Here is a 15,396-nt window from a genome sequence, read left to right on the forward strand (position 1 = left end):
CAAGAACAGTAGTAGTAACAGGAGTAGAAATGTTTAGAAAGATTCTAGACGAAGCACAAGCAGGAGACAATATAGGAGCACTACTAAGAGGAGTACAAAGAACAGAAATAGAAAGAGGGCAAGTACTAGCAAAACCAGGTAGTATAACACCACATACAAAATTCGAAGCAGAAGTATATGTATTGACAAAAGAAGAAGGTGGAAGACATACACCATTCTTTAATGGATATAGACCACAATTTTACTTTAGAACAACAGACGTAACAGGGAACATAGAACTAGAAGAAGGAACAGAAATGGTAATGCCAGGAGATAACGCTAAATTCTTCATCGAATTAATCACACCAATAGCAATGGAAGAAGGATTAAGATTTGCTATTCGTGAAGGTGGAAGAACTGTAGGAGCAGGAGTTGTTTCAAAGATCATTAAGTAGTTTATAGAAAGACTGGGTCTTTTGACCTAGTCTTTTTTAAGGGTAAAATAAGTATAAAAAGTGGATAAAAAGTCTAAAATTACATAAACTTTTATAGACTGAAAAGTTTATGGGCTTAGTAATTTTTTATTGACATAATATTTATTTTGTGATAGTTTATATAAAGTAATGTAGTTAGATTGGGTTTTTGTACCCGAAATATACTCAAGGTTCATATATATATTTTTTTCCTAGGAGGTGGCTCAATTGAGAGATAGGGTTATTTTAGCTTGTACAGAGTGTAAACAAAGAAATTATACTACATCTAAAAATAAAAAAAATAATTCAGAAAGAATTGAACTAAAAAAATACTGCAAATTCTGTAAAACTCATACATTACACAAAGAAACAAAGTAAAAAAGATTAAAGGTAAGGATGTGAGTTAAAAGTGTCTACTCAAACCAGTGCAAATAAAGGGAAGATGAGTACTTATTTTAAAGGGGTAAAAGCTGAAACAAAAAAAGTTATTTGGCCTTCAAAAAAAGAATTGGTCAATTATACTGGTGTTGTTATTTTGATGTGTGTTATAGTGGGTTTGATTGTTTGGGTACTAGACTTAGGAATCACTCGCCTATTATCATTAATTATTAAGTAATATGAAGGAGGGAAGGACTGTTTGTGGTCCCCATACTTATGATGGATAAAGACGAAAACAGAGCGGAAAGAGCTAAAAAGGCTAAATGGTATGTAGTTCATACTTATTCTGGTCATGAAAACAAGGTAAAAGCTAATATAGAAAAGATGGTTGAAAACAGGGGAATGATTGATGATATATTTGAAGTGATAGTTCCTACAGAAGAATATGTTGAAACTAAGTCTGGAAAGAAAAAAGTAAAGGAAAGAAAATTGTTTCCTGGATATGTTATTGTCAAAATGATAGTGAATGATGAATCTTGGTATCTTGTTAGAAATACAAGAGGAGTTACTGGATTTGTTGGGCCTGGTTCAAAACCAATTCCCCTTACAGATGCAGAAGTTAAAGCACTAGGTGTTCAAGAGATAAATGAGATAAATATTGATTTAAAAGAAAAAGATTCTGTTAGAGTTGTATCAGGACCATTTGAGAATTTCATGGGAACGGTAGACAGTATCAATATAGAAAAAAAGAAAGTAAAAGTTTATGTTTCCATGTTTGGAAGAGAAACTCTTGTTGAATTAGATTTTGAACAAGTAGAAAAGATGTGATTTGGTTTATAAAAGCTAATAAGCTTTTTAAAATAGATGTTTTTAAAGGGAACAAGGAGGTGTAAATATATGGCAAAGAAAGTTATAGCTGTAGTTAAGTTACAAATTCCAGCTGGGAAAGCAACACCAGCACCACCAGTAGGTACAGCATTAGGACCTCATGGTGTAAATATTATGCAATTTACAAAAGAGTTTAACGCTAAAACTGCAGATCAAGCTGGTATGATAATTCCAGTAGTTCTTACAGTTTACCAAGATAGATCATTTACATTCATTACAAAGACTCCACCTGTATCAATATTATTGAAAAAGGCGGTTGGATTAGAATCGGGTTCTGGTGAACCTAACAAGAAAAAAGTTGCTAAGATTTCAAAGGATAAGGTTAGAGAAATTGCAGAAATAAAAATGCCTGACTTAAATGCAGGGAGCATAGAAGCTGCTATGAATATGGTGGCTGGAACTGCAAGAAGTATGGGTATTGTAGTTGAAGAATAAGGTAAGGAAATAAGTGGGAGGATTTTCCGTTAAAACCACAAGGAGGTATATAGATGACAAAGAGAGGTAAAGATTATCAAGATAGTTTAAAGTTAGTAGATAGAACTAATCAATATGATCCATTGGAAGCTATAGAACTTGTTCAAAAAACAGCTAAAGCAAAATTTGACGAGACAATTGAGCTTTCAGTGAGACTTGGTGTTGATCCAAGACATGCAGACCAACAAGTTAGAGGAGCAATAGTATTGCCTCATGGTACTGGTAAAACAAGAAAAGTACTAGTTTTTGCAAAAGGCGAAAAAGTTAAAGAGGCTGAAAATGCTGGAGCAGATTATGTTGGTGGAGAAGAATTAGTTGCAAAGATTCAAAATGAAAACTGGTTTGATTATGATGTAGTTGTTGCTACTCCAGATATGATGGGAGTTGTAGGTAGATTGGGAAGAATTTTAGGACCTAAAGGTTTGATGCCAAATCCTAAATCTGGTACAGTTACATTTGAGATAGAGAAAGCTATTAAGGATATTAAAGCAGGTAAAGTTGAATATAGAGTAGATAAAAGTAGTATTATCCACGTTCCTATAGGAAAAGCTTCTTTTGGAACTGAAAAATTAAAAGAAAACTTTGACACTATAATGGGAGCTATAATTAAAGCAAAACCAGCGTCAGCAAAAGGTAGATACCTAAAGAGTGTAGTGCTTTCAAGTACTATGGGACCTGGAATTAAAATAAATGGACAAAAATTAGCGGAATAGTATTGACAAAGATATTTTTTATTGATAAAATTATTTTCGTTAATTAAATAGATTCGCCGTAGACAGTAGGAACCGATAAGGTTTAAATATTCCTACCGAGGTGAGGCAGTGAACTCTAATATGTTAATTTATAAAATTAATTATAGAGAAAAGGTCTCTCCAAGTCTACGGAGAGACCTTTATTTGCGTGTTCATCCTAAGGAGGTGAAACTTGTGAAAGAACAAGTACTTCAAAAAAAGCAAGAAGTAGTAGATGAAATAAAAGAAAAAATATCAAACTCTCAAGCTGTAGTATTAGTAGATTATAGAGGGCTAGATGTTGAAGAATTGACAGAATTGAGAAAGCAGTATAGAGAAGCAGGCGTAGACTATAAAGTATATAAAAATACTTTGATGAGATTTGCTTTTAAAGATGCAGGTTATGAAGATTTTAATCAATTTTTAACTGGACCAAATGCAATAGCTTTTGGACTTGAAGATCCAGTTCAAGCAGCTAAAATAGCTAATAATTTTGCAAAAGATCATAAGAATTTAGAAATTAAGGCAGGTATTGTTGATGGTAAAATAATTAGTGTTGATGAAATTAAAGAGTTGGCTAGTTTACCATCAAGGGAAGTACTTATTGCCCAAGTTCTTGGAGGCCTCAATGGAACTATATCAGGATTTGTTAATGTCCTTCAAGGAAACATTAGAAATCTTGTATATGCATTAAATGCTATTAGAGAACAACAGGAAGCCTAAAAAATAAAAAAACGAAAAAATATGGAGGGATTTTGAAATGGCAAGCGAAAAAGTTCAAAACTTAATTGAAGAGGTTAAAAACCTTACTGTTTTAGAATTATCAGAATTAGTTAAAGCATTAGAAGAAGAATTTGGAGTTAGTGCACAAGCACCAGTAGCAGTAGCAGCAGCACCAGCAGCAGGTGCCGGAGCACCAGCGGCAGAAGAAAAATCAGAATTTGATGTTGTTTTAACAAGTGCAGGAGCTGAAAAAATTAAAGTTATAAAAGTTGTGAGAGAAATTACTGGATTAGGACTAAAAGAAGCTAAAGATTTAGTAGATGGTGCTCCAAAGGCTGTTAAAGAAGGAGCTGCTAAAGAAGAAGCAGAACAAATTAAAGCTAAATTAGAAGAAGCAGGAGCAAGCGTAGAATTAAAGTAATAAATTTAAAAAGGCTTTCAAAAGAAAGCCTTTTTTATTTAATTATATTTTTATCCATTATACAGAAAATATTTCTTGACATATTCAAATCAATGTGCTAGTATCATAAGATGCATAATAATCGAAGTTATAGACAGAATGAATAAAAATTTTTAAAAATGGCTATATTATAATAGATATACTTTTATGAGAATTACCAAAAGTAACCAATTACTTTTGGCTATTTTAGTTTTAATAAGGGGTGAATTTTACATGGTGCATCCTGTTACATACGGCAAAAGTGTTAGGATGAGTTATTCAAGAATCAATGAAGTATTAGACTTGCCAGATTTAATTGAAGTACAAAAAAGCTCTTATGATTGGTTTTTAGAGGAAGGGCTGAGAGAAGTGTTTGAAGATATTTCTCCTATACAAGACTATACAGGAAATTTAATACTGGAATTTGTTGATTACTATATAGGAGAAGATCCAAAATACGATGAAGATGAGGCAAGAGAAAGAGATGCAAATTATTCAGCGCCACTTAAAGTAAAGGTTAGACTTATAAACAAGGAAACTGGTGAAGTAAAAGAACAAGAAGTATTTATGGGGGACTTCCCTCTGATGACTGAAAAAGGTACTTTTATTATTAATGGTGCAGAAAGGGTTGTTGTAAGTCAGTTAGTTAGATCTCCCGGAGTTTATTATGGACAAGAAATTGATAAAGGAGGTAAGAGGCTCTATTCTGGAACGGTAATTCCTAATAGAGGAGCGTGGTTGGAGTATGAGACGGACTCTAATGATATTGTATACGTCAGAGTAGATAGAACAAGGAAATTAACTGTAACTACACTTCTAAGAGCACTAGGCTATAGCAGCAATATAGAAATAGTTGAGTTGTTAGGTGAAACTGAACAAGTATTAAAGACAATAGAAAAAGATAATACAAAGACTCAAGAAGAAGGTCTAATAGAAATATATAAAAGGCTGAGACCTGGAGAACCTCCTACTGTTGAAAGTGCTAAGACTTTGATAAATAATTTATTTTTTGATCCTAAAAGATATGATTTAGCAAAAGTGGGTAGGTATAAATTCAACAAAAAATTAGCCCTATATAACAGGATTGTAGGAGAAAGAGCAAGTGAAGATATTGTAAATCCTATTACTGGTGAAATATTAGTTGAAAGTGGAGAAAAGATAGATAGGGAAAAAGCTATTGAGATAGAGAATAGCGGAATAAATAAGGTTGATTTGGTTTTAGGAGATGGAAAAATTGTTCGAGTAATAGGAAACAATTTTGTGGATATAAATTCATTTAATCTTCCTTTTTCCACGGAAGATATAGGAATAAAAGAAAAAGTTTATTATCCACTGATGCATGAACTTATAGAAACTTATGAGGATCCTTCAGAGTTGAAAGAAGCAATGAAGGAAAGAATTAGAGAACTTTCTCCTAAGCATATTATAAAAGATGATATTATAGCAAGTATAAATTATGAATTTAACTTGTTTTTTGGAATAGGAAACACAGATGATATTGATCATTTAGGAAATAGAAGACTTAGATCAGTTGGAGAACTTCTTCAGAATCAATTTAGAATTGGCCTTTCAAGAATGGAAAGAGTAGTTAGAGAGAGAATGACTATTCAAGATATAGATGTGGCAACCCCTCAAGCTCTTATAAATATACGTCCTGTCGTTGCATCCATAAAAGAATTTTTTGGCAGCAGCCAGTTATCTCAATTTATGGATCAGACAAATCCACTTGCAGAACTTACGCATAAAAGAAGAATGTCTGCATTGGGACCAGGAGGGCTTAGTAGAGATAGGGCTGGATTTGAGGTTAGAGACGTTCATCATTCTCACTATGGCAGAATGTGTCCTATAGAGACACCAGAAGGACCTAATATTGGTCTTATAACTTCTTTAACCACATATGCGAGAATTAATGAGTATGGTTTTATAGAGGTTCCATATAGAAAAGTAGATAGAAAACGTGGAGTTGTAACAAATAAAATAGAATATTTGACTGCTGATGTAGAAGATGAATTTATAATTGCTCAATCCAATGAAGAATTAGACGAGGAAGGAAGATTTATAAATAAACGAATTATTGCTAGAGGGAAAAATGGCATTATAGATATTTTCTCAAGCAGTGATGCAAGTTATATGGATGTTTCACCAAAACAAATAGTTTCAGTAGGAACTGCCATGATTCCTTTTCTAGAAAATGATGATGCCAATAGAGCATTGATGGGTTCCAATATGCAGCGTCAAGCAGTACCTTTACTAAAAACGGAGTCACCAATTATAGGAACAGGTATTGAATATAAGGCTGCAATGGATTCGGGAGTTGTTGTACTTGCAAGGCATAGTGGAACTGTTTTAAAAGTTTCGTCAAATCAAATACTCATCAAAAGAGATGAAGATGGACAAATAGATAAATATAAGCTTTTAAAATTCAAACGTTCAAATCAAGGAACATGTATAAATCAAAGACCTATTGTTGAAGAAAATGAAAAAGTAAAAAAAGGTCAAGTTATTGCTGATGGACCAAGTACTGATGAAGGAGAAATAGCATTAGGTAAGAATTTACTTGTAGCTTTCATGACTTGGGAAGGTTACAACTATGAAGATGCTGTTCTTATAAATGAAAGATTAGTTAAAGAGGATGTACTTACTTCTGTTCATATAGAAGAATATGAATCAGAAGCAAGAGATACCAAACTGGGACCAGAAGAAATAACTAGAGACATACCAAATGTAGGAGAGGATATGCTCAAGGATTTAGATGAAAGAGGTATCATAAGAATAGGAGCAGAAGTTAAATCAGGAGATATACTTGTAGGAAAAGTGACACCAAAGGGTGAAACTGAACTTACGGCAGAAGAAAGACTCTTAAGAGCTATATTTGGTGAAAAGGCTAGAGAAGTAAGAGACACATCTTTAAGGGTTCCTCATGGAGAGACGGGAATCATATTAGATGTAAAGATATTTACAAGAGAAAATGGTGATGAGCTTCCACCAGGTGTAAATGAAATGGTGAGGGTATATATAGCTACTAAAAGAAAGATAAATGTAGGAGATAAGGTGTGCGGACGTCATGGAAACAAAGGCGTTATATCAAGAATACTTCCAGAAGAAGATATGCCTTATTTGCCAGATGGTACTCCTGTAGATGTAGTTTTAAACCCATTAGGAGTTCCTTCTCGTATGAATTTAGGTCAAGTATTAGAAGTCCATTTGGGATTGGCAGCAAAAAAACTAGGTTGGCATGTAGCAACGCCGGTATTTGATGGAGCAAATGAACAAGACATAATAGACGCATTAAGAGAAGCGGATTATCCTGAAAATGGGAAGATTTGGTTAAGAGATGGAAGAAGTGGAGAATGTTTCAACAATCCTGTTACAGTGGGTTATATGTATATGCTGAAACTTCACCATTTAGTAGATGATAAAATTCATGCAAGAAGTACAGGACCTTATTCATTAGTTACACAGCAACCTCTTGGCGGGAAAGCACAATTTGGTGGTCAAAGATTTGGAGAAATGGAAGTATGGGCATTGGAGGCTTATGGTGCATCTCATACCCTTCAGGAAATACTTACTGTTAAATCTGATGATGTGGTTGGCCGTGTAAAAACTTATGAAGCTATAGTAAAAGGTGAAAATATTCCTGAACCTGGAGTTCCAGAATCATTTAAAGTATTGATAAAAGAATTACAGAGTTTGGCACTTGATGTGAAAGTATTGACAGAGGAAGATAATGAAATAGAAATTAAAGAATCTGTCGATGAAGATGATGATATAACAGATTTAGAGTTAATTGGAGAAGATATGGTTGATGATAAATCTGATAAGACAAAATATGATGATGCTGAAGAAGAGGAACAAGATTTAGAAGAAGATAATTACGATGATTATGATTTTTAATTAAAAAAAGCTGAAACTTTATTATAGAAGGGAGAGAAAGCTCCTTGTATGAATTAAACAATTTTGAGTCAATAAAGATTGGATTAGCTTCACCAGAAAAGATTAGACAATGGTCTAAAGGAGAAGTGAAAAAACCAGAAACAATAAATTACAGAACTTTAAAGCCTGAAAAGGAAGGACTATTTTGTGAAAAGATTTTTGGGCCTACAAAGGACTGGGAATGCCACTGTGGTAAGTACAAGAGAGTAAGATATAAGGGCGTAGTTTGTGATAGATGTGGTGTAGAAGTTACAAAGTCTAAAGTTAGAAGAGAACGTATGGGACATATTGAACTAGCAGCACCAGTATCTCATATATGGTATTTTAAAGGAATACCTAGCAGAATGGGACTTATGCTTGATATGTCTCCAAGAGCTCTTGAGAAAGTACTATATTTTGCATCTTATATAGTAATTCAGCCGGGTGATACACCTTTATCAGAAAAGCAATTATTAACAGAAGCTGAATATAGAGAAGCTCAAGAAAAGTATGGAAACAGCTTCAGGGCTTTAATGGGAGCAGAAGCTATAAAAGAGCTTTTATTAAAAATTGATTTAGATAGTGAAGCAAAAGACTTGAGAATGCAATTAAAGGATTCTACAGGTCAGAAAAGGATAAGGATCATTAGAAGATTAGAAGTAGTAGAAGCTTTCAGAAAGTCGGGAAATAGACCAGAATGGATGATACTAGATGTAATTCCTGTTATACCACCTGATTTAAGACCTATGGTACAATTAGATGGGGGCAGATTTGCAACTTCAGATTTAAATGATCTTTATAGAAGAGTTATAAACAGAAACAATAGACTTAAGAGATTGTTAGATTTAGGAGCACCAGATATAATAGTTAGAAATGAAAAGAGGATGCTTCAGGAAGCTGTAGATGCCCTAATTGATAACGGAAGAAGAGGAAGACCTGTAACTGGTCCTGGAAATAGACCACTTAAATCTCTTTCTGATATGCTTAAAGGAAAGCAAGGTAGATTTAGACAGAACTTACTTGGAAAGAGGGTTGATTATTCAGGAAGATCTGTAATAGTTGTAGGTCCAGAACTTAAATTTTATCAATGTGGATTACCTAAAAAAATGGCTCTTGAACTATTTAAACCTTTCGTTATGAAGAAGTTAGTTGAAGAAGGATATGCACATAATATAAAAAGTGCAAAAAGAATGGTTGAGAGAGTAAAACCAGTTGTATGGGATGTATTAGATGATGTCATAAAAGACCATCCTGTACTATTGAACCGTGCTCCAACTCTTCATAGATTAGGAATTCAAGCTTTTGAGCCAGTATTGGTTGAAGGAAAAGCTATAAAGCTTCATCCATTGGTTTGTACCGCTTACAATGCTGATTTTGATGGAGACCAAATGGCAGTCCATGTTCCCCTATCCACTGAAGCTCAAGCAGAAGCAAGGCTACTTATGCTTTCAATAAACAATATATTAGCTCCAAAAGATGGAAAACCAATTACAACGCCAACTCAAGATATGGTACTTGGAAGTTATTATTTAACTGTAGAAAATCCAGGAGAAAAAGGTGAAGGAAAAATATTTAAAGATTATGATGAAATGCTAATGGCATTTTATAATAAAGAAGTAGGAATTCATGCAAAAGTAAAAGTAAGATTGAATTTTGGCGAAGATGGCAATCAAATGGTTGAAAGTACAGTAGGAAGATTCATATTCAATGAAGGTATTCCACAAGATTTAGGATTTGTTGACAGAAGCGTGGATAAATATTCACTTGAAATAGATACTCTTGTAGATAAGAAAATGCTTGGGAAAATCATAGAGAAATGTTATAGAGAGCATGGGAATACTACAACTGCTCAGGTGCTTGATTATATAAAATCTACTGGATTTCATTATTCGACTATTGGAGCTATAACTATAAGTATGGGTGATATAGAGGTTCCAGACGAAAAAGAAGAGTTGATATCTAAAGCTGAGACAGAAGTAGATAAACTTGAAAAATCCTATAGAAGAGGTCTTATTTCAGAAGAAGAAAGATATGAAAGAGTAATAGAAATTTGGAACAATACTACTGAAGAAGTGACAGATGCTTTGATGAATGGTCTTGATAACTTAAATAACGTATTTATAATGGCTCATTCAGGAGCTAGGGGTAGTAAAAATCAAATCAGACAACTTGCTGGTATGAGGGGACTTATGGCAAATGCATCAGGTCAAACTGTTGAGATTCCTATAAAATCCAACTTCCGAGAAGGACTAAGCGTGTTGGAGTTCTTTATCTCAACTCATGGTTCCAGAAAAGGTCTAGCAGATACAGCTTTAAGAACTGCTGACTCAGGATATTTGACTAGAAGACTTGTAGATGTCAGTCAAGATGTAATAGTCAGAGAAGAAGACTGTGGAACAGATCAATATATAGTTTCTAGAGCTTTTAAAGATGGAAAAGAAGTCATTGAAGAATTAAGAGATAGAATCATTGGAAGATATTCTTTTGAAGATGTAGTCCATCCTGAAACAGGACAAATAATAGTTCACAAAAATGAAATGATAACAGAGAACATTGCAGATAAAATTAATGATGCTGGAATTGAAGAAGTAAAGGTAAGATCAGTTCTGGGATGCAAGACTCGACATGGAGTATGTGCTAAATGCTATGGTAGAAATTTAGCTACTGGAGATACAGTTAATATTGGAGAATCTGTAGGTATAGTAGCTGCTCAATCTATAGGTGAACCGGGTACACAGCTTACAATGCGTACTTTCCATACGGGTGGAGTAGCTGGTGCAGATATCACTCAAGGTCTTCCTAGAGTTGAAGAACTATTTGAAGCAAGGAAACCAAAAGGACTTGCCGTTATAGCTGAAATTTCTGGAGAAGTTACTGTAAATGAAGCTAAAAAGAAAAAAGAAGTAATAGTTACGGCAAAAGATGGAGAATCTAGAAGTTACAATATAACATATGGTTCAAGACTTAAAGTTAGAACTGGAGATTTTATTGAGGCTGGAGATGAGATAACAGAAGGATCTGTAAACCCACATGATATACTAAAGATTAAAGGTGTTACTGGAGTACAAAATTATATTGTAAAAGAAGTTCAAAGAGTATATAGATTGCAAGGCGTTGACATAGATGATAAACATATTGAAATAATTGTGAAACAGATGTTGAGTAAAGTAAAAATTGAAGAATCCGGAGATACAGACTTTTTACCTGGTAGTCTTGTGAGTTTAGCTGAATTTGAAGATACTAACAGTGAAGTAGAAAAATCTGGTGGGAAGCCAGCAGTTGGAAGAAGAGCACTTTTAGGAATAACAAAGGCAAGTTTAGCTACTGATTCATTCCTTTCAGCAGCATCTTTCCAAGAAACGACAAGGGTTCTTACAGATGCAGCTATAAAAGGGAAAGAAGACAATTTAATAGGACTTAAGGAGAATGTCATAATAGGTAAATTGATTCCAGCAGGTACTGGAATGAGAAGGTATAAGAGTGTTGAAGTATTACCTAATATAGAAGAAATACAAGAAATAGAAGAAATACAAGAAAAAAATATTGTTGACAGTGAAAAAAACTGATGATAAAATGTATAAGTGTGTAATTTAAAGTGGACTCTTTTGTACTAAAGATTATGTGGGACAATTCCCACATAATCTTTAAGATGTTTAAAAGGAGGAGGAAACTTTCATGTTATCTGAGTTAGAGACATGCAAAAAAGTTGTCGGTACAAAACAAGTTAAAAGGGCTATTTTGAACAACAGTGTAGCTACAGTATTTATAGCAAAAGATGCGGAAGAAAGAGTAGTTAGAGACATAAAAAAGCTATGTAGTGAGAAATCAATAGATATAGTTTATGTAGATACAATGAAAGAATTGGGTAAACTTTGTGGTATTGATGTAAATGCAGCAAATGCTGCATTATTAAAATAAATACTCTAAATAGAGGGAGGTGCCTAAATGCCAACAATTAATCAATTGATAAGAAAAGGTAGAGAAGAAGTTGTATACAAATCCAAATCACCAGCATTAGGAGTGAATTTCAACTCACTTAAAAAAAGAACTACTGAGGTAAATTCTCCACAAAAAAGAGGAGTTTGTACAGCAGTAAAAACTGTTACTCCTAAAAAGCCAAACTCAGCACTTAGAAAAGTTGCCAGAGTTAGACTTACAAATGGTATGGAAGTTACAGCTTATATTCCTGGAATTGGACACAACTTACAAGAACATAGTGTTGTACTAGTAAGAGGTGGAAGAGTAAGGGACCTACCTGGTGTTAGATACCATATTGTCAGAGGAACCCTTGATGCAGCTGGTGTAGAAAATAGAATGCAATCAAGATCCAAATATGGTGCTAAAAAACCTAAGAAAAAATAATTTGTGCTAGAAATGCATGGAAAAAATTCCATTTATTATAGATGCATTTTTGCGCACTACGGCAATTTATTTTGTCGAGTACCTATGAATCTACTATTAAATGGTTAAGGAGGGAAGTAAAGTGCCAAGAAAAGGACATATATCAAAAAGATATGTAATGCCAGATCCAATATACAATGAGGAAATAGTTACAAAATTGATCAATCAAGTAATGTTAGATGGGAAAAAAGGAACTGCACAAAAGATTGTATATGGAGCATTTGATTATGTAGGTGAAAAAACTGGTGAAGAACCAATAGAAGTATTCTATAAGGCTATGAACAATATCATGCCTGTATTAGAAGTAAAGGCAAGAAGAATTGGTGGAGCAACTTATCAAGTTCCAATTGAAGTAAGACCTGATAGAAGAGAAACTTTAGGACTTCGTTGGCTTGTTAGATATTCAAGAGCCAGAGGAGAAAAGACGATGGAAGAAAGACTAGCTAAAGAAATAATAGATGCAGCCAACAATACTGGTGCAAGTGTTAAGAAAAGAGAAGAAACTCACAAAATGGCTGAAGCTAACAAAGCTTTTGCACATTATAGATGGTAATTTGATTAAAATAAATAATTGGGGACGTATATACAGAAAGGAGGAGTACTGTGCCTAGAGACTTTTCATTAGAAAAAACTCGAAATATAGGTATAATGGCTCATATAGATGCTGGTAAAACTACAACTACTGAAAGAATACTTTTTTACACTGGAAAAATTCATAAATTAGGAGAAACCCATGAAGGGGCAGCTCAAATGGATTGGATGGAGCAGGAGCAGGAAAGAGGAATTACAATTACATCTGCAGCTACAACTTGTCACTGGAGAGACCACAGGATAAATATTATAGACACACCAGGACACGTGGATTTTACTGTTGAAGTAGAAAGATCTCTTCGTGTTCTCGATGGTGCAGTGGCACTTTTCTGTGCTAAAGGCGGCGTAGAACCACAATCTGAAACGGTATGGCGTCAAGCTGACAAATATAATGTACCTCGTATGGCTTTTATCAATAAAATGGATATATTGGGAGCAGACTTTTTTAGAGCAGTAGATATGATAAGAGATAGACTAAATGCTTGCCCAGTCCCCTTGCAGCTACCTATAGGAAAAGAAGATAGCTTTATAGGAATTGTAGACCTTATAGAGATGAATGCTAGAGTTTACAATGATGAATTAGGTTCTAATATAGAAGTAGTTGATATACCAGAGGATATGAAAGCTTTAGCCTTAGAATATAGAGAAAAAATGTTGGAGGCATTGTCAGAACATGATGATGAACTTATGGTTAAATATCTTGAAGGAGAAGAAATAACTTCAGAAGATATAAAAAAAGCCATAAGAACTGCTACAATAAATGTTGAAATAACTCCTGTATTGTGTGGATCATCTTACAAAAACAAGGGAGTTCAACCACTATTGGACGCTATAATAGACTATATGCCAGCTCCAACAGATATCCCACCAATCAAGGGATTAGATTTGACTTCAGATACTGAAGAAGAAAGGTTGTCATCAGATGATGAACCATTTTCAGCATTAGCTTTTAAAATTGTATCTGATCCATATGTAGGAAAACTTGCATATTTTAGAGTGTATTCAGGAACTTTAAAATCAGGAAGTTATGTATTGAACTCTTCAAAAGGCAAAAAAGAAAGAATAGGAAGAATTCTCCTTATGCATGCCAACAAAAGAGAAGAAGTAGATGAAGTATATGCTGGAGAAATAGCTGCAGCAGTAGGACTAAAAGATACTTCTACAGGAGATACTCTATGTGATGAGAGTAATCCAATTGTTCTTGAATCTATGGAATTTCCAGAGCCAGTAATACATGTAGCTATAGAACCAAAGACAAAAGCCAGTCAAGAAAAGATGAGTGTAGCATTAGCAAAATTGGCAGAAGAAGATCCTACATTTAGAACTTATACAGATGAAGAAACAGGCCAAACTATTATTGCAGGTATGGGAGAATTGCATCTTGAAATAATAGTAGATAGACTTCTTAGAGAATTTAGAGTAGAGGCAAATGTAGGAAGCCCTCAAGTAGCATATAAAGAGTCTATTACGATACCAGCTGAAGGCGAAGGAAAATATGTAAGACAATCTGGTGGTCGTGGACAATATGGTCATGTTAAACTTAAGATTGAACCAAACGAACCAGGCAAGGGTTATGAATTTATAAATGCAATAGTAGGGGGAGCTATTCCAAAGGAATATATTCCAGCAGTAGACAATGGAATTCAAGAAGCTATGCAAAGCGGAATTCTAGGAGGCTACCCAATGTTAGATGTGAAAGTTACATTATATGATGGTTCATATCATGAAGTAGACTCTTCAGAAATGGCCTTTAAGATAGCTGGTTCTATGGGCTTTAAAGAAACAGTTAAAAAGGCGAAACCAGTACTATTGGAACCTATTATGAAAGTAGAAGTAATAGTACCAGAAGAGTACATGGGTGATGTAATGGGAGATATAAATGGTAGACGTGGTAGAATTGAAGGAATGGAAACAAGAAGTGGAGCACAAGTCATAAGAGGGTTTGTACCACTAGCTGGAATGTTTGGATATGCAACAGATCTTCGTTCTAAAACTCAGGGTAGAGGAACTTATACTATGCAATTCGACCACTATGAAGCAGTACCAAATAGTATTGCAGAAAAAATATTAGGAGACAAATAACTTTCATCAAGGAGGAATAAAAAATGGGAAAAGCACATTATGAGAGAACCAAACCACACGTAAATATAGGAACAATAGGTCACGTAGACCATGGTAAAACAACATTGACAGCAGCAATCACAACAGTATTAAATCAAAGATTTGGCTCAGGAGAAATAATGAGTTATGACAATATAGACAAAGCACCAGAAGAAAGAGAAAGAGGGATAACAATATCCACATCTCACGTAGAATATGAAACAGCAAATCGTCACTACGCACATGTAGACTGCCCAGGGCATGCTGACTATGTAAAGAACATGATCACAGGAGCAGCACAAATGGA

15 protein-coding genes and 1 other annotated feature are annotated in these 15,396 nt (G+C 34.2%); all 15 genes read left to right on the forward strand.

Going from position 1 to position 15,396, the window contains the following annotated elements; genetic code table 11:
* Positions 1 to 434, forward strand: a 434-nt coding sequence (locus tag BUA21_RS13950) for an EF-Tu C-terminal domain-related protein (RefSeq protein WP_327198062.1), incomplete at its 5' end; no start/stop codon positions are given.
* A gap of 246 nt (positions 435 to 680) precedes the next feature.
* A complete protein-coding gene (gene rpmG, locus BUA21_RS13955; RefSeq protein ID WP_072745437.1) occupies positions 681 to 830 on the forward strand; it encodes a 50S ribosomal protein L33 in 150 nt (49 codons plus the stop codon).
* A gap of 64 nt (positions 831 to 894) precedes the next feature.
* On the forward strand, positions 895 to 1,068 hold the full coding sequence (secE, locus tag BUA21_RS13960) for a preprotein translocase subunit SecE (protein ID WP_072745448.1): 174 nt from the start codon (positions 895 to 897) through the stop codon (positions 1,066 to 1,068).
* 41 nt (positions 1,069 to 1,109) lie between these two features.
* On the forward strand, positions 1,110 to 1,658 hold the full coding sequence (nusG, locus tag BUA21_RS13965) for a transcription termination/antitermination protein NusG (RefSeq protein ID WP_199229074.1): 549 nt from the start codon (positions 1,110 to 1,112) through the stop codon (positions 1,656 to 1,658).
* 69 nt (positions 1,659 to 1,727) lie between these two features.
* Positions 1,728 to 2,153, forward strand: a complete 426-nt coding sequence (gene rplK, locus BUA21_RS13970) for a 50S ribosomal protein L11 (protein ID WP_072745438.1) — start codon at positions 1,728 to 1,730, stop codon at positions 2,151 to 2,153.
* 53 nt (positions 2,154 to 2,206) lie between these two features.
* Positions 2,207 to 2,905 (forward strand): 50S ribosomal protein L1, encoded by a 699-nt coding sequence (rplA, locus tag BUA21_RS13975; RefSeq protein WP_072745439.1) that lies wholly within the window; start codon positions 2,207 to 2,209, stop codon positions 2,903 to 2,905.
* Between the two features lie 38 nt (positions 2,906 to 2,943).
* Positions 2,944 to 3,098, forward strand: a sequence feature (ribosomal protein L10 leader region).
* 20 nt (positions 3,099 to 3,118) lie between these two features.
* Positions 3,119 to 3,646 carry a 50S ribosomal protein L10 gene (rplJ, locus tag BUA21_RS13980; protein ID WP_072745440.1) on the forward strand — a complete coding sequence of 176 codons (528 nt, stop codon included), beginning with the start codon at positions 3,119 to 3,121 and terminating at the stop codon, positions 3,644 to 3,646.
* A gap of 37 nt (positions 3,647 to 3,683) precedes the next feature.
* On the forward strand, positions 3,684 to 4,067 hold the full coding sequence (gene rplL / locus BUA21_RS13985) for a 50S ribosomal protein L7/L12 (RefSeq protein ID WP_072745441.1): 384 nt from the start codon (positions 3,684 to 3,686) through the stop codon (positions 4,065 to 4,067).
* A gap of 252 nt (positions 4,068 to 4,319) precedes the next feature.
* Positions 4,320 to 7,979 carry a DNA-directed RNA polymerase subunit beta gene (gene rpoB, locus BUA21_RS13990; RefSeq protein ID WP_072745442.1) on the forward strand — a complete coding sequence of 1,220 codons (3,660 nt, stop codon included), beginning with the start codon at positions 4,320 to 4,322 and terminating at the stop codon, positions 7,977 to 7,979.
* 44 nt (positions 7,980 to 8,023) lie between these two features.
* Positions 8,024 to 11,563 (forward strand): DNA-directed RNA polymerase subunit beta', encoded by a 3,540-nt coding sequence (gene rpoC, locus BUA21_RS13995; RefSeq protein WP_072745443.1) that lies wholly within the window; start codon positions 8,024 to 8,026, stop codon positions 11,561 to 11,563.
* 109 nt (positions 11,564 to 11,672) lie between these two features.
* Positions 11,673 to 11,915 (forward strand): ribosomal L7Ae/L30e/S12e/Gadd45 family protein, encoded by a 243-nt coding sequence (locus tag BUA21_RS14000; RefSeq protein ID WP_072745444.1) that lies wholly within the window; start codon positions 11,673 to 11,675, stop codon positions 11,913 to 11,915.
* Between the two features lie 27 nt (positions 11,916 to 11,942).
* A complete protein-coding gene (gene rpsL, locus BUA21_RS14005; RefSeq protein WP_072745445.1) occupies positions 11,943 to 12,359 on the forward strand; it encodes a 30S ribosomal protein S12 in 417 nt (138 codons plus the stop codon).
* Positions 12,360 to 12,480: 121 nt separating this feature from the next.
* Positions 12,481 to 12,951 (forward strand): 30S ribosomal protein S7, encoded by a 471-nt coding sequence (gene rpsG, locus BUA21_RS14010; protein ID WP_072745446.1) that lies wholly within the window; start codon positions 12,481 to 12,483, stop codon positions 12,949 to 12,951.
* A 50-nt stretch (positions 12,952 to 13,001) separates the two neighbouring features.
* Positions 13,002 to 15,071, forward strand: a complete 2,070-nt coding sequence (gene fusA, locus BUA21_RS14015) for an elongation factor G (RefSeq protein ID WP_072745447.1) — start codon at positions 13,002 to 13,004, stop codon at positions 15,069 to 15,071.
* 23 nt (positions 15,072 to 15,094) lie between these two features.
* The coding region (locus tag BUA21_RS14020) for a GTP-binding protein (RefSeq protein ID WP_234973714.1) at positions 15,095 to 15,396 on the forward strand (302 nt) is incomplete at its 3' end.

The sequence above is a fragment of the Sporanaerobacter acetigenes DSM 13106 genome, assembly GCF_900130025.1.
Lineage (GTDB): Bacteria > Bacillota > Clostridia > Tissierellales > Sporanaerobacteraceae > Sporanaerobacter > Sporanaerobacter acetigenes.